The following is a 22,119-nucleotide window of genomic DNA, read 5'->3' on the forward strand; positions in this document are numbered from 1 at the left end:
TCTCCACCGCATCATGTTCTGTAATGATGGCTGCTTGCCTTCTTTTTTGCCATACAGATGTTTCGACTTTCTGACCTACTTTAAAGCCCCAATCATATGCACGTGCAGTTCTCTACAACGCGGAACCCACTTGTTACGATCCTCATAATTTTCCAACTTCACAACGCCATTATCATAGTCCCGAATGATTTTACTGACTTGCTTATACTCAGCGTAGATTTCTTCATTTGTCATTTCTTCAATTGGTGTAGTGTTAATCATATATTGTCATTTCCTCTCACGATTGATTGCTACCTGAATTATATGCACACCGCGACAATCCGTAAAATTTACTCATTACAAAGGTGTGGTTTTTTAAAAGATGCAGGTTTTTTTTGTTTCACAAAAGGGCCATATGGAGCAACAATTTTTCGTGGGGGAGTCTTAAAGAAGATACAGATTTATACCGATAAAAGAATGGCTATACAAGTTTTTATGCAAATTAAAGATCATGCCCAGCAAGTATAAAAGCTGCTTTAGCAACGTTTCATTGTCTTGCATAAAATCACGTATAAACAATGTTCCATAAGAAAAGCGAGAAACGCTATTAAGTCAACGTTTCTCGCATTTTAGTGTATTCCCAAACTTTCATTTGGGAACATTTTTCGGTATAAAGTTGTATAACAAGTTAAACTGGCAAGCCCCAAATTATATCAACTGCTAAAAAACTTAAAATAATGCCAATTACAAAAGACACACCCTTTTTAATATTTTCCTTTTTGAAAGAAATTTCATTATATTCACTATAACTTAAGCAAAAATAAACAATAGCAGGTATAAATATTATTAATGCAATCCAATGCTGTTTGAACGACAACGGAACCTGTGTAACAAATGACGGTGAAGTGAAGATTAAACCAAATAAGACTCCTAATGCATAACCCTTTAGATATTTTTTCAATGCATACATCCTTATAAATTTTTAGATACACTATTATATCAAAAATGTCCCCAAAGCGTAGTTTGAGGACTTACTTTCCATAAGAAGCTAAAAACACCCCTATTCAATTGAATAAGGGGTGTTGGCTCCCAAAGTATCATTGGGGAACGTTATTTACGTTTGTTTTGTATACGCTATAAATTACACTAAAGCACCCGTTAGTAAAAAAACACTTAATTACCAATCTGGTCCATCATCACTATCAGCCACTTTAAGAATAAATGCATTTGAATCTAAATTATTCTTTTTAACTATCTGAAAGAAAATTGATTTTACCACTTCTTGTTCAGATTCAGTAGCGTCTTTATTGTTTAAGATATATTTCACCTGAACATCATTCATAGAATTTGCCATAACCAACGTTTGAAATCTATAACCTTTTTTCACTAATTCATCATTTACTTGTTTAATAATACCGCTATCTCCATAGATGAAATTTTCAATCTCCCTAGATTTTTTTTCATTTTCTGCTTGTTGCTGTGCACTTATCGTAGGTAGAGCTTCGGATATATCTCCTTTTGATGAGAAGTTATTGATAAAAAGAAAGGTTATAACAAATAAAATTAGAATGGTCCCAATTAAAATGACTTTACTCTTTTTCAGTTAGTACACTCCTTCTTTAAATTGAGTATATGCCTGTATAAGAGTTCTAAAACCACATAATACGGTTATTAAACTGCTCGTTAGCTGATTGAGATTCTTGAGCAGTCCTCTTTAAAATAATTTCTCGCAGCGTCTCAGAGCGTTATTTATAATAAAAACAGCGACAAATACTGATTAAACAGTGCTTGTCGCTGTTTTAAATGTTACCAAGCTTTGATTTGGGAACATTATGATGTTGATTTTTGTATGCTTTATTAATCCTTGTTGCACAAATGATAGATTCAAATTTTTCTTGAGTGAAATAAATACACACTTGAAGCTATACTTTGAATAAAATATGTTATCATAATAATCAGTATAAAAGCTTCTATTGGAACTATTTTCAATGCACCAACTAAGACGACTCCTATTATAATTCCACCCGACAAGATTGAATAAGAAATGGATTTAGATTTATATATCAGCTGTAATCCTCGTTCATCTTTAGATTCCTTATTACCTTCAAATCTAATTTTATAAATCTCCGCTACTATTACCAATATAACTAAGAAGTAAATTACATATTCTAAAATTAAGCTCATTTATTATCCTCCTTGTAATTAAATACATCTGTAATAGGAATATCTAATGCATTCGCAACTTTAAAAGCCAGAATTAATGATGGATTATATTTGTTTTTCTCCATAGCTGCGATTGTTTGACGACTTACCCCTATCTGGTCCGCTAATTGTTGTTGTGTCCATTTCTTCTTCGCTCTAAATACATTAATTTCATTATTTAACATTTTATAACCACCTATCCCTATAAATGGATTGTAATGTATTTTTAACAATATGTAAAGAATATTATGCATTTTAATTGATGTAAAAAGCAGCCAAGACTTGTGTAGTAGTCTTGGCTGCTGATGAACATCCCCAAAGTGTCATTTGGGAACGTTATTAAATAAAGAAATGTATATTTTATTCGTCAAATTTCATTGGAATATCAACTAATGAATAATCACCCGTCCATTTTTGTGTTGTGATAATCAAATCCTCACCTTGTTTTTCAAAGAAGAGTCCACTTCCATCTTTTCGTTTGAATACCCATTCTTTTGGGCTCAACATATCTATGATTATTTCATCAACAATAGATTGATTTTGCTCGTTTACTATGTACCATTCTTTCCCGTTTTCACTAGTTAATTTAATGATTTTTTCGTCAGATTTATTTAGTTTTTCAATCACTTCTTTTTTGCTTATAGTTTCTATTGGTAACGGAGGGTAATAAAGTTTGTTGTAAAATACAAATGCTCCAGCCAATACTACGATTAGTCCGAATGTTATTAATAATCTCTTCATAAGTCACCACCTTTTAAACAGTTATATAAGCTATATTCGATTTAACATTCTAATGTCCTTTTAAAATCGTTCCCAAAGCGATGTTTGGGCACATTTCAAAAAGGTCTGTTACGTTAGTCAAAGAACAGAACTATTATTCCCCTGGCATAATCCCTATCACTTCTAATGTGTTCGGGTCAACAAATACAAGTGGTGTAGCAAGTGCATCTACTATCGTAACTACAAATATTTCTTGCCCTAAATATGATTTATCTAAATTTTTATATGTTTCATCAGCCGTAATTTTTTTCACCGATGCGTTTTTCCATTCATTTACTGAGTTTTGATTCAAATTCTCTTGTTCGAAATATTCCATTACCACATCTCTGACCTCGGTATATACATCATTTTTTTTCACTTCATTACCTTCTACTTCATTTTCTGTACAAGCCGTAACAAAGAGTAAAATGCAGATAATCATAAAAAACCAGATATGCTTCACTTTCAAAAACACAACCTCCTTTTTAATTGGTCATTTTTTACAGTAGTTTTGTTACTAAACTGTTCAACTTAACTGCTGCGTTAGTTGAAGTATAATCTTCCCAAACCGACGTTTGGTAACATAATTACAGTCTAGTGTAGATTTAAAATAAAGTCGTACCGTTTATAAAAAAGATGTACCGTTTTTACAAAAACACAAGCCCACACATTTAATCACTTTGTTGAAAATGTATGGGTTTTTTCTATTATCATATTACCGTTTGTAGCATGTTAAAACTCAGTAACGAGTAGTTGTTTTTTTCCTTAACCATTTAGAATATATTATTGACAAATGACACATTTAGTGTAAAATTACACAAACGGGATACTAGAGACGTTAACAAAGATAAATTTTTTCGAGTAAGAATTTGTAAGTAGATTGGATTGTAGGGAAATACAAGTTTGAATTTGTTGGAAACGGAGGTGAGTTTCATTGAATTCGGTTGATATTAAATTAATTTTTAATACGTTATTTTCTTTATTATGTGCGGTTGGAGTATTTTATCTCAGCATTAAATTTCAGAAGATGGCGTATTGGGGTGACGGATTAACGTGGTATTGGATAGGAGTTACCATTACTTATTTAGTTGGATTATTAGGTGTTATGTTCATTATCCTATCATTGAAAAAAAGAGATTGTAATACAAAAGGTATCTTTTCCTATTCAATTAATTTACTTAGGACACTCTCCATTTTAGCGTTAGGATTGGGTTTCTTATGGACTACTTTTATAATTATAGCCCGAATGTGAGGTATGTAATTTCAATAATAGGGCGATTTTAAGGAGGAACGCAGATAGAAAATGATTAAACATTTTTATAAAACCAAACTTAAAATAGCTAAAGAAGAATCTATTTTGATTAATCTTTTTTCAAAATAGATTCTTCTTATTAAATGTAAAATAAGTATTTACGAGGGATTTTTAAGCAAACTTTATTTCAAAGCTTCATCTAGTCCCGTACTCAAAATCGTATTTAGTATACCACATGAATATGACGACCCCTTATTCCACAATCTGGGTGCAATTGTTGAGTAACACAGGAGGAAAAAATTAATCTTATATTTCAAAGCTATAAAAGGAAAGTAAAGTGCATTACGAACAAAAGTAGAAATAAAAAAAGTAGAAATGTGTAATCATTCCTACCCCAAATCGTTATAAGCGCTTTTTATATACCCTTACATATTGTTCAATTGTTTCCTCAGACCAATCGTATGTCTCTGAAAGTTCCTTAATCGATTTCCCGTTTGAAAATTCTTGAATAATCGTATTGACTGTAAACTTTTGAATATACGCTTTGTAATGTTGAGTAGCTGTAATATGTTGAATACCTAAGATTTCCCCTATTCGCCTAAATGAAAGTCCTTTTTCATGTAATTCAGCTACCTCTAATTGCCGTTTCGTGTAGACTTCCGAACGTACTTCTGCAACATTGTGACGCCTTACAGCTGTTTGGTATAGTCTACGAACAGTAACCTTGGTTACACCTAATAGCACTCCGATTTCCTGAAAGGTTTTACCCTGTCTCCTAAGCTCAACGATTTCTTTTTGACGAGCTGTATATTGATATTTCATAATACTTTTACCTTTTCCATTTTTAAAGTTCTATACCTTTTATTTTTTTAAATCTTGATTTAATTGGTCCATTTTAACCGATAAATGCATAGCTTCAACCTTTAAGTCTTTAGCTTTAACTAAATTGCCTTTTTGTTGCGCCTGCATTGCTCTTAATTCTAATAAACTTGCACGTTGCTGGATCTTAGAAATGTCACTTATGGGTGATTTCTTTGTCATTCAAACACTTCCCTACATTATTTATGTCTTTCATACATGCAACCGCGCTCAATAACATACGTACCTGAAGCAATTTAATACTTCACAACCGCCGTAAATGCTTTTAGAGCAACCATTTCATCGATTTGGCTTTCTGTTAGCATTACTACTTCACTGTTGTCTTGCCCCTCCAGGTTAATTCCTGTTACCTCTTTAAATACATCGTGATTTTTGATGTAAAGCACATTTAAACTTTCAACTGTAAAGAACTTCATATTTATTACCACCTTCTATTAATTTAAACTGTTCAATAGTTTAGTTGTTTCTCCTATTTCATTAAATAATCACTTAAAATGTAAAGTTTCCAACTATTCATTACAAGAAAGTATAAATGATCTCAGCCAGATCGTCATTTTTACTATGTATGTACTACATTATCTTTTATCGCAAAGAGGCGTCATGTATGTTCGCAATGGAAATTGGGGAAACGTAAATAACACATTCCTCTAAGAGAAATGTGTTATCACTATTGTTTTTAGATTTTTTATAAAGGGATAATTTTTGAAGCTTCAATTGTTCGTGAAATTAATACTGCCAATTCCGCGCGGGTAACTGGCGAATTTGGGTTGAATTTCCCTTTAGAATTTAAGGTAGCGCCGTTCTCTGCTAAAATCTGAACATAATCATAATACCAAGCTGATTTTTTCACATCAGAAAATGAATAAACTTTATCCGAATTTTTTTCTAAACCAAAAGCGTTCACTAAAATCTTAGCTATTTGAGCATGTGTTAAGGAATTTTCAGGATTAAAGTTGTCTCCATTACCATCAATGACACCAGCAGCATATAATTTTCTTATTGAATCATATGCACTGTCGGTAACACGTAAATCTGAGAAATACGTCATTTTACGGATTGGTGTTAAAGTAGCCCCGGCGCGATTAATCATTGCCGCTACATGTTTACGTTTTATTTTTTCATTAGGACGGAAATTTCCATCTGTATAGCCATTGATAATACCTAATTCACGAACCATCGAGATTTCTTTGTAGAATTCATGATTTTTTGATATATCCTTGAAGCTCTTTACTTCTGAAATATCAGCTCTAATTGAATAATTTAAGTTCCCATAATCAAAATATGTATCCACTTTAATATAATAATCACCGGCTTTGAATTGACCATCAAATGTATGGGATTCTGTTCTGCCCTGTGAATAATCAGACTGTATCTCTTTTCCATTAGCATCTAATAGCGATACATTCCAAAATGAATCTTCAAAGTGTAGGTTAATCGATGTATATGTATCTTTAGGAATCGAAACTTTAAAAATATCTATTTCATCTCCGCTGTGGTTACTTTTTAATAAACTACCATGATAAGTAGTGTTCACAGCAATTAAATCTGCCCTTTCAATCGTATCGTTATCCTCAGTCTCTCCTTTGTAAGATGCCGTATAGGGTTTAAATGAAGTAATTAAGTTATAATCATAAGATTTGTTGCCGTCAGCATTATACTCTAAATAGAGACGAATATAATACTCTCCTTTACCTAAATTAATTGAATCCTCCAGGTTCTTTGTGAAACCAACTTTACGATCCATAATAATATTCTTTTCACTATCTAATACCTGAATTTTATTTTCGAATGACTCCGATTTATCCATTTTTAAATTCAGAATACCATCTTGTGATACCGTAATTTTTAAATAATCTTCATTTGTAGGTTCTTTATATACTTTTGAAATATTCCCCTTTATTTCACCATTTAAGCTGATTGGTTGCGCTGTTTCGATTGTATCATTTGGCTCAACTTCCAAGATTGAAGCAGCATACACATTGGAGCTCGCATTTGATACAAAGGCAATGCCGGTTATTAAGGTACTTGTCATAAGAATTTTCTTTAATTTCATTTTATACACTCCTGATATTCAATAATTTGGATGACATACATAATTATACTACAAAAACATAGAAACCAAAAAAGCGTGCATGAGCTGTATAAATAACAGCTTATGCACGCTTTTGATTACTTTTTAGAGTTCGTAAGTTTCATGTAAATGTCTTTACAAATTAAGTTCATACTACGCCCTGTACGTAATAGTTTAAATATCGGTTCGTCTGACTTTAAGGCCGCCATGACGTTTTCAAATAAACCATGATTATTATATTTTCCATCGAATAATATAACGTCCACATTATTAATAAATTTAAGGTCTACATAGTAGTCACGAGTGCCGACTAAACGAATATTCTTGCCGAATGTTTCTTTCCAGTTTTGACGGAAAGAAGGATAACCACCAAATAGCGCAAGGGTTACGTCCATATCTTTTAATAATTGAACGTAGTCTGTCTGATCAACAGGCATTGTTTCGTCTGCATCGACTTCAATCATTTGCTCATATAGGTTATTTCGGTGAATTTGTACTTCACGTTTAAGGTCAGTCGTATCGTCAATTTCCTTTTGTAGCTCTTTATACTTTCGTTCAAGTGCCTGATATGACCGCGCATTCAGCTCTAACTTATCCGCATAGACTTTCTCAGTTTTCGCAAGCTTTTGTTCCAGTGAAGAAATAACACCTTCTCGTGAAGCGATAACTTGCTGGATCTGTTCTTCAGCGTATTTACTGCCAACCGTCGGAGATAGATTTAGAGAACCCTCTAAATTACTGTATAAGTACTCTTTTTGTTCGCGGTTATATCGCTCAATAAAGTATGTGATTAGATGGACTGAAAACTTCTCTAAGGAATTGTCTTCATATTCTTCTCGATAATTCACATACAGATTAAGCAGCTCAGTGTCCGAAATTGTTACCTCATTAAAGTACAAGCGTAACAGGTCCGTTCTACCAAAAATCGGCTCCTTTACTTGTAAAAGCGATAATATCGCATTTATTTCAAGGTCTTTCGGGACTTTTGATAATCCTAATACTTGCTTGCACCAATCCGTTAATTCAATTTTTGCTGTTTCTACTTGCGACTCTTTTACATTTGCATGTTCAAACCAATTCGCTACAAGTGGTGTATTTGCAAAGAGTAATTTAGAAATCGCCAATAAATCTGGATAGTAACTCACAAAAAAGTCGTCAGCAATCACCAAACTGTTGCCCTTCAATAAGCGGTAATAAATAGCCGTTGTAAATTCAAACTCCGTATATTTACTATGCTTTCCGTAGGACTGCTCAAATTGCTGGAATCCAAAGTCTTTCATATTCGCTACTATTCGGACCAACTTGTTAAATGCCTTTTTAATAAGCTTTTCCAGCGTTTTATTGTCCTTATCCTCATGTAATAAAGCATGTAGCTTCAATAAAGCCAATGTTTCCTCAGCATTAAAGTTTGTTGGCCAGATCGATAAATTTGCTGTGTACTGTTGAATATGGAGTTGCTGTTCTTCATTCAATTTATCGTACTCTTGTAACACAATGCTACGAGCGTATGAATCACGTACTAAATGAATAATAACTGCATTTCTCAACATGATACGAGTGTCATGTTCCACATTTTCACCATTGTCTCGTTGTTCAATAACTGGATCGTTTAAATCAACATAGCTTTCGAATAATTTTCGAAACGCCCTTTTTACATTACTCAATTCTATTTCATCGAACATTTCCTGCATTTCATTAACAATATTTAACATTCTTCATAACCTCTCTCGTCAGTATTTAGAAAGAAAGCGTCTATACAATTAATAAAAATTAATCATATGACGCCTTCAGTAATATCTAAGCCTTAATAGTATTTGCCACGATTGAAGTCTTTTTGTACTTCACTTCAACCTTACCTGCAACCTGTACCATTTGCCCTTTATTCAATTTGTCTTTGTTGGCTGCATAAACATTTGGGAAAACAGTAATTGATACTGTACCGGTTTCGTCAGACAGCTTTACAAAGGCCATTTCTTGTTTCTTTTTCGTTATCGTAGGCTTTACTTCTTCAATCAGACCAATTACTTGCACCTGTTCGTTTTCCGTAAGCTTATTAAGCATTTGCTCATATCCTTTAGCACGATACGCTTCGACTGGATGTTTCTCTAACGAAAATCCTAATACGCTTATTTCTAAGTCATAATTAGAAGTCGTTGCAACTTCCTTCTCCGTTTGTTCGGCAAAGAAGAAACTTAAATCGTCGCCACCAGCTGCTATTTCTGCTAGTAAGCTATTACGATCTGTTCCATATGCTGTATCAAATGCCCCTACTTTAATTAGTGACTCAATTTCTTTTTCATATTTTTGAACATTCATTGCAAACTTAAATTCGTTCACTGTCGCCGCGCTCTTTGTCGCATTTGCGATTGTGTCAGCTGTAGCGACTGAAATTCCACCTACGACATTAAAGCCGAGACGAACTTTCCCTTGCTCAGACTTACATTCATGTGAACTCATTGTTACATCGACCGGTAATACCTCAACGCCTAATTCCTTCATTTCAGCTAAAAGCGTCTTGATTTTAGACACGTTCCCCACCGATTTGTTTAACAAGGCAGTAAAGAAATGTGAAGGGTAATTCGCTTTTAAATAAGCCATTTGATAAGTAATCATGCTGTATGCTGTCGAGTGTGATTTTGGGAACCCATACTCAGCAAATCGGACAATTACTTCAAAGATTGCCGTAGCATTTTCAGCTGTATGCCCTTGCTTAACAGCACCTTCTACAAATTGCTTTTGTTGCGCTTCTAATACTTCACGTTTTTTCTTACTGATCGCTCGACGTAGTAAATCGGCTTGCCCTAAGCTATAGCCAGCGTATTGACGAGCAATAAGTAAAATCTGCTCCTGGTAAATAATAATCCCGTATGTATCTGCTAAAATGTTTTGAATTGAAGCGTCTACAAATTCCACAGGAACTTCACCTTTTTTACGTGCCGCGTATTGAGGAATAAATTCCATTGGGCCCGGACGATATAATGCGTTTACTGCAATAATGTCATTGATTGATGTTGGCTCTACCGACATAAGCGCGTTTCGCATACCTTCTGATTCTAATTGGAAAATCCCTTCAACAGCACCCTTCTGTAAAAGCTCGAATGTAGCGCGGTTATCCAATGGAATAGTATGTAGCGTTGGCTTGATTCCATAAGTTTTTTCAAGTGATTGTAAAACTTCCTCTATGACACGTAATGTCGATAAGCCGAGGAAATCCATTTTCAGAACGCCTTGACTCTCCACTTCATTCATATCCCATTGTGTGATGTGCTTTGTATCAGTACCTTTTGTAACCGGCACATATTCTACTAAGGGTTGTGGCGTAAGAATTACACCTGCAGCATGAGTTGAAGTATTTCGAGTAAGTCCTTCAATTTGGTAAGCAAGGCTGAACCATTGCTTCTTACGATCCGATTTATTTACGAAATCTCTTAATGTTTGTGAGCATTCATAAGCTTCTTTTAACGTCGTTTTTCTTGTACGGTCTAGTAATGTAGACATTTGCTTTAATTCCGCTGGCTCCATTTGAAGCATACGCCCAGTATCACGAGCAGCCGCTTTCATCGCAAGCGTACCGAATGTGATAATTTGAGCCACATGTTGTGAACCATATTTACGTTCGAAATATTGTACGACTTCAACGCGTCGTGTATCCAATATATCGACGTCAATATCAGGCATTGTAATACGCTCCGGATTTAAAAAGCGTTCAAAGAGCAAGTCATACTGTAATGGATCAACATTGGTAATGTATAGGCTGTACGCAACTAAAGAACTTGCTGACGAACCACGCCCGGGACCTGTTAAGATACCTTCTTTACGACAGAAATTAATGAAATCAGATACCATTAAAAAGTAAGAGGCAAAGCCTAACCCATTGATAACTGAAATCTCGTAATCTAGTCGTTCCTGGTACTGACTAGGAATATCACCAAAAACTCCACCGTTTATTCGTACTTTTAAACCTGCAGTCGCTAATTCTCTTAAAATATCAGCATCATTCTTCCATTCTGCTAACGGGAATTGAGGCATATGGAATCGCTTTTCAGGATAATTAATATTGCTTGATGCAATTAGTGAACGTGCATTTTCAAGCCAAAGCGGTTTATCGCTAAACCATTGTGACAGTTGAACTTGCGTTGGCATGTAGCTATTTTTATCTTCCTCAGTTAAATAGCCCATCGAACCTGCGTCGATACCGCGCACTAATGCGTAAGCATTGGCTTGGTCGGGTCTAATGAAATAACTATTGTGCATTGCAATGATTGGTAGGTTGTTATCAGCTGCAACAACTTGGGTTTGTTCCTCAATCTGAAGCTTTTCTCCATTTGTACGGATAACGCCTAAGTAAATTCCCTCTGAATAAATTGGCGTAATCCAATTTAAATTAGAATACTTGGGCCAATCTCCTAAATAGAAAGGAATAACAGCCTTTAAACCCTCGCTATACGCTTTTAAATCGTCAGAAGAACATTTCTCCTTCGGTGACATTTTAATCGCACTAGATAGCTTGATAAGGTTTTTATAGCCCTTCTCATTCATCGCATAAACTTGTAGTGGTAACACATCATTTGTATCTAACTCAAATGATAATGCTGGCACTAAATTTAATCCTTCTTTCTTGAACAAATCACGACGGTTAATGAAACCAAATAAATTATCATTTGTGACCGCACATCCTGTAGCTCCTTGTTCTTTTAAAAACGATACTAACGCCTCGCTTCGAATTGTGCTCTTTAAAATACTTTCCTCAGTTTTAACATTAATGTACATAATCGTATCTCTCCTTAAAAAATGTTTAAGAATTATTGTTACGAATTATGTTGCTTCACTCTTTTTCTATGAAAACGAAAAAAACTACTATCGGTGAACAGACGAATCCCTTGTAGGTTTTCGGTGTTCACTAAATAGTAGTTAGTGTAAAAGAGCTGAACCGACATAGTGGTTTAGCAACATAAAAGTAAAAGTAAAATAACAAAAATTCTATTTTGATTATAGCATTCCAGGTACTTATTGTTAAGTGTTAATGAAATTTACCTGCCTTTTCGGAGAATGTGAGCTTGTGAGCATCACTTATATAAGGGGGAACAATTTTACTTACATTTCCTTAAAATAATCCTGTTTGGCATGGTATTTGAACTTTGCGCTAAAGCTGGCTATTACATTTCGCCCCTTCAATGAGAGTAATTCCACGTTTCGGATTTCCTTCGCTTTTTCATCATTTAGTTTTTTACGTTTTTGGCTGATCGTCAGGCTGGATTTATTACTGATTTCATTTACGAGGTCTAATTGAATGCCCCATACATGATCCGCGCAGTATTCAATTGAGCCACTTTCTTTAAAACTTTCAAAACTCAGGACTTCCGTATAATTCGCGCGGTTTAACGAGCTGATTAGGAACACTGGTACTTGTAAATCTTTTGATAGTTGCTTTAATGCAATAACATTACGGTCTACTTTCATTTTGTCATTCATTAATTCATTTTCAGAACCTAGTATTTGGAGGTAATCAATCATAATGACCGGGGCTTTTTTATTCATTCGGATAAAATGCTCTAAATATTCCCTGATGTAAGTAACCGTTGTATTAAAGCCACCTTCTACGATGGAGAACCGCGCTGCAACTGGGGCGTAAGCAATCATGGTATCTTCCATTGTTTTTAATGACTTATTTAAATTCTGAATACGATTCAGTTCTTTCTTCACGAGTTCTACTTTTTTCTGTTCTAACGAATATAAAATGACGTCCCGATCGCTATTATGTATAAGTCCATTTGCAAGCTGTAAGAGGAACGTTGTTTTTCCGATGGAGGGAACGCCTCCAATTACATATAGTCCCGGCTCTACATTTTTAATATGTTTATCAATATTGTGGAAACCGGTTTTTGTTGAACGCCAATCGTCAAAGGCTGTTAAATCCTTCTGATAATCCCCCATTAAATAATCAAGAACGTTATCTTTTCGGCTCGGATTATAAAGTTGCTTGGCAATACTTTTATAAATGCTGGATTCAGATAGCGTATATTCGAGGCTGCCTTGTGCTTTCATTTCTTCTGTAAGTTCATTTATGGAATGAACATACCACTCATTTATATCACTAAATTGCTTGGGGATCGCAAGTCTTTTAAAAAAACTGTTTTCGCATAGTTTATCGCCAGCTATATCATTGTCAAAACCATTGATGAAAATTTCTGTATCGTAATGCCCTGTTTTTTTCACATAGTCAATAAAAGCTGGATAATTTTGCGTGCCATTTATTGAAATGCTCCGAAACCCCATTGCTTCTAAATTTAATTTATCAATTTGTCCTTCAACTAAAATAATTGGTTCTTTACTGTCACTTTCTAAAACATCGACTCCAAAGAAATCCCCTTCAACTTTGGGACCAACTGAATTGAGATAGCGCGGCTCTTGTCCTTCTAAGGCTCTAGCCGAATAGGAAATAATTTGCCCCTGTTTTTTAACGGGGAAAACAATTCTTAATCCATCTGTAAATTTGTAAATGAAAATTTGGTGATTAATTAAGTTGTCATTTGATATATACCGTTGTTTTTGGAAATCCCACCATTCATTCGCATACCGATGAATAAACGTTATGAAGTTTTGGCTCACAAATTCATTTAAATTTTGTTGATTGTCTACTTGTTGTATTAAAGACGGCTGTTTTTGGGTTTCTTTATATTCATTTAGTCGATCTTCAGTTACATCCGTCTCAGGTAATGCGATACCCGCCAGGTCACATAATTTTTTATAAGCTTCATTTGGAGCTAGTCCCTCTACACTTATTAAATATTTATAAGGTCCTCCCCCGGTGCAGCAGTTAGAAAAACTGACAAAACTATTTGTGCTGGGTACGACAGCAAAGTGATTTTTATGACCGCAAACTGGACAAGGCTCGATAAAATAATATTTTCCGCGCCCACTCTTTTTTAAGTGATAGCTTTTAGAAATATAAGAGAATAGATCAATTTGTTTTTCTAAGTCGATAACTTTCATGACTGAACCTACCCCCCAGGTACTACTTTCTCGCTGTTTTGAGTACAGTGTAAAACAGCAATATAAAAATAGCAATCTCGCTTTTAATAGATTGCATTTTAAAGATTTAATATATTTTATATATTTTAAGTAAAAAATTGAAAATCGCTGTAATCCTTGCCAGTAAAGGGTTTGGCGCTTTTTTTCGAACAGTGGCGGGTTACGTAAAACTAGACTACTGGTTACATAAAACTAGACTAGGGGTTACGCAGAACTAGACTACTGGTTACGTAAAACTAGACATAAAAATTTTTCAAAAAAATTTTAGGGTTACGTAAAACTAGACATACTTTTAACTATAAAAATATAGAGGTTACATAAAACTAGACATACTTTTAAACATATAAAGCATAGAGGTTACATAAAACTAGACATACTTTTAAACATATAAAGCATAGGGGTTACGTAAAACTAGACATACTTTTAAACATATAAAGCATAGGGTTACGTAAAACTAGACATACTTTATGACCATAAAAAGCATAGGGGTTACGTAAAACTAGACATACTTTTGACTATAAAAAGCATAGGGGTTACGTAAAACTAGACATATTTTCAGCTATAAAAGCATAGAGGTTACGTAAAACTAGACATACTTTTGCTAAAAAAGCATAAGGGTTACGTAAAACTAGACATATTTTCGTCTATAAAAGCATAGAGGTTACGTAAAACTAGACATACTTTTGCTAAAAAAGCATAAGGGTTACGTAAAACTAGACATATTTTCGTCTATAAAAGCATAGAGGTTACGTAAAACTAGACATACTTTTGGCTAAAAAGTATAGGGGTTACGTAAAACTAGACATACTTTCACAGCAATCAGCGGAAAAATGTTGATGATTATAAATAAAAAAGCTCAAGGGATATAATCTGAGAGATCATCCTTGAGCTTTTTTCTACTTAATTTTAATCACATCATCTAATTCAATAATAATGCTTCGAACTTCATTTTTTTCTTTATGGAAGGTAAATTCCCTTATTAATCCGAGGTTTTGCCATGTTTTTAAAATATCGTTACATAATGTTCGATAATAGAGCATTTTACGCTTTGTTAATACGGAATCTTTATCTTGTGTATACTTGATTTGCTTATAAATGGTGCTAAATAGAATGGTACGATGTGTACGTGTTCGTTTGCTTTTATGAACACGCTGCATGTACTGTATCCGGTACATTAGATAGCCGGCAAGTACATGAACCATTTCCCCCTTGTTCCCTTCAAATTGAAAATACTTTTGATCAACCTGAACAACCTGCTTCTTTGCTCGGGAGTATGTAAGGAGAATCGGCTCTCGGAAAAAACGTAAGTATCGAACTTCATGCCCCTTCTCTTGAATAGTTAATGATTCAATCGCAATGATTGTCCCCTCGTACTCAGCACGATCTATGTCCTTATATTGCGCCATTTCCTCACTAACATTAATTTTTACACGTGTTCTCGAAAGCATATCAACGGCATCTTCAATCTTTTTCCGCGCTACTTCTGTCGGTTGCTTCGTCCGACTTTTTGATTGGGTCAACGCTCTATAAATCATGGGTATGGTAATACAGGTATTCCCAATAGCATACAGCGAAACAATGACATCATGAACCCGGCGCTCATAAATAGATAAAGGTTTCATAATTTTAATGCCCTCTTCATCGAAATTCAACGTCAGTAACACATGCATTGGCTGTTCATCTTTGTTATATCCTGTTGCAACCATTTCTTCATATGTCGTTGAATTTTCAATAATAGAGTTATTCAAGTTTTCATTTCCGAAAATCTTACGTGAGACAGGGTCAATTGTAAGGATATTATTATTAATCGTTTGTGTTTTTATTTTTTGAGGCGTTTGCGTCATAATGGTTGGATTATTAAATAACTGTTCCATTTTAAAAGAATCTTCGTTACTATCGTTTACAGGGCTTTTAGCAGTTGTTTCTTCTGCCCCATCTTCAAACTCTTCATCGAACATGGTTTGTTGCTTGTCACGTTTGGCAGCCTCAATTAATTTATCATTTAACGTATCATTCAATTCTTTCACCTCACCTTTATAGCATTCGTATGTATCCATTAAACATTAAGTAATTATAAATATCAATAACTCCCCGAGTGCTTTATCTACCATTCTACCATTAGCATAGAATACTGGGCGCGGAACCATTATAATTAATAGGTATAATAAGGTTTCTATTAGGAGGAAGCAGAGTGAAAAAGTTAAATGAGCTAGAAATGAATGATACGGGCCGTACAGAAGTAGAAAAGTATGTTGAAGCATTTATGAAACTACTTCAAGATGGAACCGGCACCATTTCAGTTAGTGGTAAACAGTCAGCTGGTGCTACCTCAATTTTCGAACCGATGTCACAATATGATGAAGGGAAATAATGTTCAAATTCCATAGAGTCATTAATATTCCTACAAAATGGTTGGATAATATTTATCTAGCAGATGAACACATCGGGCATGTTGGAGTTGATCTAGGGGGCTTCTTTATCATCCCAAAAAGAGATTTAACCTTACTTGAAATAAATCATTTAATAGGACAATTAATAGAAGACCACCCCGCTTTGCTAAATGAACGTCTTGAAATCATTCATAACGATTTTGACAAGCTGTAGCGATTGGTTTCAGGGGTCGTTGTTGGTTCAATCATTACATATATACATAAGTAATAATCCGGTCAGAAGGTATTTCCCGAAGTGACGAATTTAAACAGAATAAGCGAGGTTGCATTGTTGGAAGTTATTATAAAAGACATAACAAAAACCATGAAGAAATATTGCACCATACTTCAAATGTCAGAGCCGCGCCTTAAATTTAAAAAGGCTGCTAATATTGGAGGAAGTTACAATAATAATGTCGTGTACCTGAATCAACATGTTATCGACAAATGGAATGAGGAACGTAGCAAATGTGAATTTATACTTGTGCATGAGCTTATTCATGAAAAGTACCGAGAATCATCTTTTATCGAAGGTATCGCATTTTTATTTGTGCCTGCTGTCGCGGTTAAAAAGGCGTATAGTGAGCTACGAGCCAATACCCTAGCTTTCGAGCTTACAGGCATAGCCGAAGCTGATTTAACACGGTATTTTACGGAAGAATACGCTACCGATACTCAGACATTCGCTTCATATTCTGGAGGCTATCTTTTAGGTGCTGAAAATATAGAATTTATTCGGTTACATCCTACCTGGACGAATCTTACTGTACAGGATGCAACTGCATTTTTTAAAACGTACAATAGGTGGTATAAGTTAGTAAGTCAGAAACGTTACGAAAAGCTTCAGGACAAATATTGTAATGATCTGTATTTAAGAGATATTTAGAAGGTTGAACTAACTAGGGAGTGCATCTCATACAGATTAACCAGAGTGCCATCGAACGTGTTGTTAAGCAGATGGAATGCTATTTTAGTACAAAAAACTACGAATGCCTAACATCCGTAGTTTTACCATTGTCTAATAATTGGAGTTTGTTTACATACTATAAAGCCAAATCGGCTATACTTTAAAGTGATTGATCCCAGTTTGTAAATAGTCCCATCTCTAAAAGAATATCATTGAAATTAATTGAATTAAACTTAGATGAATAACTATGAATAAGCTTATTGATATTTTTAATCATTTTTTGATGCTCTTTTTTAGGCAATACAAGTTTCAGAAAGGCTAATACCGTAAAAATATTACCTTTATCTAGTAAGTGAGTATGGATAGATAAAATACTCCCGATACCAGCGGATGGGGCAGGTTTATGTAATTTGAAATTATAAAGTCGCTCTTCGTGAGCACATACATTTCTAAAAAAAGTTACTGTTTTCAAAGTGCTTTCTAGCATGTCTGGTGTAAAATGAATTACATTTCCATAATCTCGTTTATAAGAAATAGAAAAGTCCTTAGCTATAGTATTCTGTAGCGAATTGTCAAGACAACTGTAGAAATATTGCATATTTCCTATTGTCAAATAATTTACTAACACCCACAGAGGTACACCATCATGTTTGTCCAAATAATGAGCAATAGACCCCTTTTTCTTACCATTTTTAGAAATGGTATTTGATATTGTAGAAATTAAACTTAGAACGTCTTTTAATTTCGCTGAAACTCTCGTATAGTTCTTTAAGATTAAGTATGCATGAGGCTCTTTATATTTCTCAGAAAAACGATAGGAAATTTTTGATTTTATACTAGATTCAAACTTCAGAATAAATTCCAATATAGTGTTTCTAAAATCCCTATCAAAACTATACAATTCATATATTTCTTCAAATGTTGCATTAGTTATGTATGTTTCAGGTAAAATATTTTTTCCTGTAGGGTCTTTTAATAAAAAAAAGTCCTTATAACCGTTAATTACAGCATAATAGCTTTCGCTTTCAAGGATACGTAAAGCTTTTGAGCCACTGTTTATTTTAAGTCCTCTTCCTCGCAAAATCGCTAATTGTTGGCGATGAGTTTTAAATGGTTTCATTTTTGGATTCACCCCTAAAAAAAAATGGTCCATGCCTCGTAAGGAAATGGACCGGATCGGTAAGATCATTATAGTATATGTAAAATTAATTATCAAGATACAGGCTAATATTTGATAGCCAAATTGTAAGAGACGGATTCGTTAGATTACATGACAACTGAAAAAGGAAGCCTAGGATGCGCTCCTATCAAAGTATTCTTCACTTTCTTTTATAACAAGATCCATTTGCTTACGGTATGCCACATACACTTTATTCGTTGCTCTTAACTTTAAAAGCTCACTGACTGTATAGCTTATTTTGAGACTCCCACGGCTGTAGCCGCAAGCCTTACACCTTCGGTGTACAGGTGGTATTCTTGAGTGATTTAACGTTCTCATCCATTTCTGTTTCGAACAACCCTCAAGGTTAGGGTATCTCATTACCCCTCCTAAGACAGTGCGTATAGCATCTTAGGCTGATTGACTATTACCATCAACCACAGGCGCATATCGAATATTCATTGCGCCGACTACATCTCGGTGATTCTTAAAACCACAATTACATTTGTATGTACGGTCTTTCGCTTTGTTCTTTTCGGAACAATTAGGACAAGTTTGACTGGTATAACAAGGGTTGACAAATTCTACTTTTATCCCTAATAAATTTGCTTTGTATTCGATATATTGTGCTAAACGATAAAACGACCATGTATGAAGATTCTTTTTGTTTTTACGGCTTGTTCTTGCCGTCTGTCTAATGTTCGCTAACTTTTCTAAGCGAATAACAGAAATTTTATGTTCAATTGCAAAATTAACAATCGAACGACTAATTTTATGGTCTTGGTCTTTCATATAGCGTTGTTCTTTATCGTTTAAACTTCGAATAGCGGCTATTTTCTTGCGTATACCCAATTTATTTCGGGTAGAATGAAACTTGCGTTTTTTGAATTTATTCATTCTTCCGTTACCGAAAAAACTAATTTTGTCATCACTTGTTACAGCTACAGCAGGAACTTTAATCCCTAAATCAACACCCATAATTTTTGTCCCATTTTTAAAAACAGGTTCACTTGTTAGGGCGATTTGAGCGATCCATTTATTCTTCTTTTGCGTGATGCGAAGCGTCCCTAATTTATTTTCTGTTAACGCTTTTTGTATTCGATTATTTTCGTCTTTTATTAATGCCCTAATGGGCATTTTCTTAGCTTTTCCATCAATATAAAGAGGCACTGAAATACTAGTCGAATCAAATGAATAATTTTGGTTGTTCCAAACACATACCAATTTCTTCAATAGTGGAACGATTGAAAATTTTTTCTTTCTTGCCTTGTTAAAAACGCTTTTCGCATCTTTAATCGCTTGATTTTTCACAGCACTAGGCAATTCTACTTGTACATCTTTGCTCGTCTTCTTAGTCGTTTGTTTTACACTGACCATTTCATCTACAAGATGGTTGATGGTTTTTATGTACGCCCTCGACATCGTTTTTAGAATTTGAGCCTGTTCTTTTGTTGGTGATAGTTTAATTTGTAGTGTGAACGTTTGGCTCAATGTATTAACCTCTTTTCTTTTGCTGTTCTACATATCGTTTAATTTTTTCGCTAGAAACATTTCCCGCCGACACGAAATAAGAACGTGTCCACAAACTGGGAAGATAAGTAGATATGGAAATTCCTCTCTCAAAATTTTCGAAGAAACACCTTTAATTTTAGCCATTATATCCGATGGACTAAGCGGTGGAAGCGCATTTAAAAACATATGTGTATGGTCTTTGTCGCATTCAATCGCAAAGATTTCGATACTCAAGCTATCACAAACTTCTTTAACGATTTCTTTGAATCTTTCCTCCACACTATTATTCAAAAAAATTTTCCTCCTTTAACGAGGTCAAAATACAAAATGATAATTCAGTAGAGAAATGGTTGTGTTTGTATGTTTATAGCTTTAATTTTCTTTAACTTCCTGGTCATTATAATACGTCAATAGTAATTTTTGATAAAAGTCCGATGTTATATCTAATACAGCACGCGCCGCGCTTACAATGTACACCGCAGCTATTAAAATGATGAAGCTTAAAACGGAGTTCGCAAACATTGTGTAAGTTGCGATCACATATGCTAACGGTAAAATACAAACATGTAATGCTATGTACTGCTTAAAGCTAACATTCAAGTTCAAATCTTTTTCAGGATTGAATAGTACCACACGCGTTTCACGATATTCATTAAATGTTAATGTAAGGCGGCCAAGTAATAAAGCGATGATGAACGCTTTCATTAGATAAATAAAGTTTAAATCAATGTTGCTTGTATAAGGTATAGCCATTGAATCGCCCCAGTAATAAAATAAAGCGTCAATTGCCGATAAAATAATGACTGTTGGTATAAATTCTATTGCTACACTTAATATAAGCTTTTGCACGATTTTATTACGATCCTGCATTTCATTTGTCTTTACTTTCATAATAGCGCTCCTTAATTTCCGAAATATCCAGATTGATATGTATTTTCACCTAACCGCGTTAAAATGCGATATTCTACTTTTACATCCCCATTTAAAACTTGTATAACTTGGCGTTCAGCTTCATTGTAAAATAAATCACCATATAGGCCATTTATAAAAATCCGCTCGTAATACCTTCCCTCAAACTGAAATTCCTTCACAGGCTCTAGTGGTAAAGTTAATAATTCTTCTACTCGATTAATTGCTAACATTTTGTCTGTATCTCCTAATAGTAATCATTTATATTATAATGCCACAAGTCGCGGAATTTGTTGAAAAACGAAAAAAGGTGAACGGCCAATAACTTGAACGCTCACCGTACTATCATCTTTTTTTGATAAAATCATTAGAAGGTTCTCCACCGGATATATCTTCTTTTTTCAATGTCAATTGTGTTTCAATAGCATATTCCTTCCTAAGTGTTTTATAGGTTTCCTTTGTAAGTTCGCAGACAAAGGAATCTCGATCCATTGTAGTGTCGTTTATCTTAATCGGTAATTATGACAGGTTAAATTGTCAAATCTCTTTGTTGTTTTTCTCCTCTGAATGTGATCTTAAAAGTAAGTTGCAAACGTCGGTATTAAATTGAATACAAATTGAGAAAGCATCTGGATTCGATTTTTCTAATACTTCAAGTTGGACGTTTAGCTCACTGATGAAAAGAGAGTGAGACGACAAAGATATATGCTCAGCTAAGTGGAAAACCAAGTCAGGATTATTACAGTAGATACTGAAATTGAACTATAAGCAGTTTTAAGACACGCATGACTTTCTGTTATAGGGCTATTTAAATTTTGAATAATGTCTTAAATAAATTATGGATTTTGTTGATAGGTTCTTACCAGGTTAATTTGTATGTACTACTTTTCTTAATCTACATGATGTATTTTATTCGTCGTTGTAATTCCCGGAAGTTCATTCTCAGCTTGTTGTTTTTCGTTATTCATAGTTATTAAAGTTCCTAAAGTGAAAATAAATATCATACTAATTACTTTTTTCTTAGACATA

The 22,119-nt window shown here is 34.2% G+C and carries 23 protein-coding genes and 1 pseudogene; 3 read left to right on the top strand and 21 right to left on the bottom strand.

Annotated elements, in window-relative coordinates; genetic code table 11:
• Window positions 1-75: 75 nt before the first annotated feature.
• From MKY71_RS19090 to MKY71_RS19160, 15 genes are all read right to left on the bottom strand, one after another.
• Window positions 76-261, bottom strand: a complete 186-nt coding sequence (locus tag MKY71_RS19090; protein WP_340733730.1) for a hypothetical protein — start codon at window positions 259-261, stop codon at window positions 76-78.
• A 406-nt stretch (window positions 262-667) separates the two neighbouring features.
• Window positions 668-940 (bottom strand): hypothetical protein, encoded by a 273-nt coding sequence (locus tag MKY71_RS19095; protein ID WP_340733732.1) that lies wholly within the window; start codon window positions 938-940, stop codon window positions 668-670.
• Window positions 941-1,156: 216 nt separating this feature from the next.
• Window positions 1,157-1,366 carry a hypothetical protein gene (locus tag MKY71_RS19100; protein WP_079527240.1) on the bottom strand — a complete coding sequence of 70 codons (210 nt, stop codon included), beginning with the start codon at window positions 1,364-1,366 and terminating at the stop codon, window positions 1,157-1,159.
• A 497-nt stretch (window positions 1,367-1,863) separates the two neighbouring features.
• Window positions 1,864-2,163, bottom strand: coding sequence for a hypothetical protein (locus MKY71_RS19105; RefSeq protein ID WP_340733733.1), 300 nt, complete (start codon window positions 2,161-2,163; stop codon window positions 1,864-1,866).
• Window positions 2,160-2,366: a helix-turn-helix transcriptional regulator gene (locus MKY71_RS19110; protein ID WP_340733734.1), complete on the bottom strand. Its 207-nt coding sequence runs from the start codon at window positions 2,364-2,366 to the stop codon at window positions 2,160-2,162. The genes MKY71_RS19105 and MKY71_RS19110 overlap by 4 nt, the downstream gene beginning before the upstream one ends.
• 175 nt (window positions 2,367-2,541) lie before the next feature.
• On the bottom strand, window positions 2,542-2,922 hold the full coding sequence (locus tag MKY71_RS19115; RefSeq protein ID WP_079524379.1) for a hypothetical protein: 381 nt from the start codon (window positions 2,920-2,922) through the stop codon (window positions 2,542-2,544).
• A gap of 133 nt (window positions 2,923-3,055) precedes the next feature.
• On the bottom strand, window positions 3,056-3,409 hold the full coding sequence (locus tag MKY71_RS19120; protein ID WP_340733737.1) for a hypothetical protein: 354 nt from the start codon (window positions 3,407-3,409) through the stop codon (window positions 3,056-3,058).
• 1,185 nt (window positions 3,410-4,594) lie between these two features.
• A complete protein-coding gene (locus MKY71_RS19125; protein ID WP_340733739.1) occupies window positions 4,595-5,014 on the bottom strand; it encodes a sigma factor-like helix-turn-helix DNA-binding protein in 420 nt (139 codons plus the stop codon).
• 39 nt (window positions 5,015-5,053) lie between these two features.
• On the bottom strand, window positions 5,054-5,233 hold the full coding sequence (locus tag MKY71_RS19130; RefSeq protein ID WP_340733740.1) for a hypothetical protein: 180 nt from the start codon (window positions 5,231-5,233) through the stop codon (window positions 5,054-5,056).
• A 74-nt stretch (window positions 5,234-5,307) separates the two neighbouring features.
• On the bottom strand, window positions 5,308-5,487 hold the full coding sequence (locus MKY71_RS19135; RefSeq protein ID WP_340733741.1) for a hypothetical protein: 180 nt from the start codon (window positions 5,485-5,487) through the stop codon (window positions 5,308-5,310).
• Between the two features lie 269 nt (window positions 5,488-5,756).
• Window positions 5,757-7,124, bottom strand: a complete 1,368-nt coding sequence (locus MKY71_RS19140) for an S-layer homology domain-containing protein (protein ID WP_340733742.1) — start codon at window positions 7,122-7,124, stop codon at window positions 5,757-5,759.
• A gap of 116 nt (window positions 7,125-7,240) precedes the next feature.
• Complete coding sequence (locus tag MKY71_RS19145; RefSeq protein WP_340733743.1) at window positions 7,241-8,854, bottom strand: hypothetical protein; 1,614 nt, start codon at window positions 8,852-8,854, stop codon at window positions 7,241-7,243.
• Window positions 8,855-8,939: 85 nt separating this feature from the next.
• Window positions 8,940-11,912, bottom strand: coding sequence for a DNA polymerase III subunit alpha (locus MKY71_RS19150; RefSeq protein WP_340733744.1), 2,973 nt, complete (start codon window positions 11,910-11,912; stop codon window positions 8,940-8,942).
• Window positions 11,913-12,236: 324 nt separating this feature from the next.
• Window positions 12,237-14,210: a DnaB-like helicase C-terminal domain-containing protein gene (locus MKY71_RS19155; protein WP_340733745.1), complete on the bottom strand. Its 1,974-nt coding sequence runs from the start codon at window positions 14,208-14,210 to the stop codon at window positions 12,237-12,239.
• An 860-nt stretch (window positions 14,211-15,070) separates the two neighbouring features.
• Window positions 15,071-16,192 carry a hypothetical protein gene (locus tag MKY71_RS19160; RefSeq protein ID WP_340733746.1) on the bottom strand — a complete coding sequence of 374 codons (1,122 nt, stop codon included), beginning with the start codon at window positions 16,190-16,192 and terminating at the stop codon, window positions 15,071-15,073.
• Between the two features lie 173 nt (window positions 16,193-16,365).
• On the opposite strand from MKY71_RS19160, the gene MKY71_RS19165 reads away from it, so the two are divergent.
• From MKY71_RS19165 to MKY71_RS19175, 3 genes are all read left to right on the top strand, one after another.
• Window positions 16,366-16,545, top strand: coding sequence for a hypothetical protein (locus tag MKY71_RS19165; RefSeq protein WP_340733747.1), 180 nt, complete (start codon window positions 16,366-16,368; stop codon window positions 16,543-16,545).
• Window positions 16,545-16,778, top strand: a complete 234-nt coding sequence (locus MKY71_RS19170; protein ID WP_340733749.1) for a hypothetical protein — start codon at window positions 16,545-16,547, stop codon at window positions 16,776-16,778. The genes MKY71_RS19165 and MKY71_RS19170 overlap by 1 nt, the downstream gene beginning before the upstream one ends.
• An 81-nt stretch (window positions 16,779-16,859) precedes the next feature.
• Window positions 16,860-17,489, top strand: coding sequence for a hypothetical protein (locus tag MKY71_RS19175; RefSeq protein WP_340733750.1), 630 nt, complete (start codon window positions 16,860-16,862; stop codon window positions 17,487-17,489).
• A gap of 181 nt (window positions 17,490-17,670) precedes the next feature.
• On the opposite strand, the gene MKY71_RS19180 is transcribed toward MKY71_RS19175, so the two are convergent.
• The 6 genes and pseudogenes from MKY71_RS19180 to MKY71_RS19205 form a co-directional block, all read right to left on the bottom strand.
• Window positions 17,671-18,630, bottom strand: a complete 960-nt coding sequence (locus MKY71_RS19180; RefSeq protein WP_340733751.1) for an Abi family protein — start codon at window positions 18,628-18,630, stop codon at window positions 17,671-17,673.
• 450 nt (window positions 18,631-19,080) lie between these two features.
• Window positions 19,081-20,160 carry an RNA-guided endonuclease InsQ/TnpB family protein gene (locus MKY71_RS19185; protein ID WP_340733752.1) on the bottom strand — a complete coding sequence of 360 codons (1,080 nt, stop codon included), beginning with the start codon at window positions 20,158-20,160 and terminating at the stop codon, window positions 19,081-19,083.
• A gap of 4 nt (window positions 20,161-20,164) precedes the next feature.
• Window positions 20,165-20,529, bottom strand: a pseudogene (gene tnpA / locus MKY71_RS19190) (IS200/IS605 family transposase).
• Between the two features lie 24 nt (window positions 20,530-20,553).
• On the bottom strand, window positions 20,554-21,072 hold the full coding sequence (locus MKY71_RS19195) for a hypothetical protein (RefSeq protein ID WP_340733753.1): 519 nt from the start codon (window positions 21,070-21,072) through the stop codon (window positions 20,554-20,556).
• 11 nt (window positions 21,073-21,083) lie between these two features.
• Window positions 21,084-21,323, bottom strand: a complete 240-nt coding sequence (locus tag MKY71_RS19200) for a hypothetical protein (RefSeq protein ID WP_340733754.1) — start codon at window positions 21,321-21,323, stop codon at window positions 21,084-21,086.
• Window positions 21,324-21,980: 657 nt separating this feature from the next.
• Window positions 21,981-22,118 (bottom strand): hypothetical protein, encoded by a 138-nt coding sequence (locus MKY71_RS19205; RefSeq protein WP_340733755.1) that lies wholly within the window; start codon window positions 22,116-22,118, stop codon window positions 21,981-21,983.
• Window position 22,119: the final 1 nt, after the last annotated feature.

Source organism: Solibacillus sp. FSL W7-1324, from assembly GCF_038008025.1.
In the GTDB taxonomy this organism is placed as follows: Bacteria; Bacillota; Bacilli; order Bacillales_A; family Planococcaceae; genus Solibacillus.

Excerpts from the sequence above, each read along its gene's own strand:
- MKY71_RS19090 (WP_340733730.1), bottom strand. The coding sequence starts at position 261 with ATGATTAACACTACACCAATTGAAGAAATGACAAATGAAGAAATCTAC.
- MKY71_RS19105 (WP_340733733.1), bottom strand. The coding sequence starts at position 2,163 with ATGAGCTTAATTTTAGAATATGTAATTTACTTCTTAGTTATATTGGTA.
- MKY71_RS19110 (WP_340733734.1), bottom strand. The coding sequence starts at position 2,366 with ATGTTAAATAATGAAATTAATGTATTTAGAGCGAAGAAGAAATGGACA.
- MKY71_RS19115 (WP_079524379.1), bottom strand. The coding sequence starts at position 2,922 with ATGAAGAGATTATTAATAACATTCGGACTAATCGTAGTATTGGCTGGA.
- MKY71_RS19125 (WP_340733739.1), bottom strand. The coding sequence starts at position 5,014 with ATGAAATATCAATATACAGCTCGTCAAAAAGAAATCGTTGAGCTTAGG.
- MKY71_RS19130 (WP_340733740.1), bottom strand. The coding sequence starts at position 5,233 with ATGACAAAGAAATCACCCATAAGTGACATTTCTAAGATCCAGCAACGT.
- MKY71_RS19135 (WP_340733741.1), bottom strand. The coding sequence starts at position 5,487 with ATGAAGTTCTTTACAGTTGAAAGTTTAAATGTGCTTTACATCAAAAAT.
- MKY71_RS19140 (WP_340733742.1), bottom strand. The coding sequence starts at position 7,124 with ATGAAATTAAAGAAAATTCTTATGACAAGTACCTTAATAACCGGCATT.
- MKY71_RS19145 (WP_340733743.1), bottom strand. The coding sequence starts at position 8,854 with ATGTTAAATATTGTTAATGAAATGCAGGAAATGTTCGATGAAATAGAA.
- MKY71_RS19150 (WP_340733744.1), bottom strand. The coding sequence starts at position 11,912 with ATGTACATTAATGTTAAAACTGAGGAAAGTATTTTAAAGAGCACAATT.
- MKY71_RS19170 (WP_340733749.1), top strand. The coding sequence starts at position 16,545 with ATGTTCAAATTCCATAGAGTCATTAATATTCCTACAAAATGGTTGGAT.
- MKY71_RS19180 (WP_340733751.1), bottom strand. The coding sequence starts at position 18,630 with ATGAAACCATTTAAAACTCATCGCCAACAATTAGCGATTTTGCGAGGA.
- MKY71_RS19195 (WP_340733753.1), bottom strand. The coding sequence starts at position 21,072 with ATGAAAGTAAAGACAAATGAAATGCAGGATCGTAATAAAATCGTGCAA.
- MKY71_RS19200 (WP_340733754.1), bottom strand. The coding sequence starts at position 21,323 with ATGTTAGCAATTAATCGAGTAGAAGAATTATTAACTTTACCACTAGAG.
- MKY71_RS19205 (WP_340733755.1), bottom strand. The coding sequence starts at position 22,118 with ATGTCTAAGAAAAAAGTAATTAGTATGATATTTATTTTCACTTTAGGA.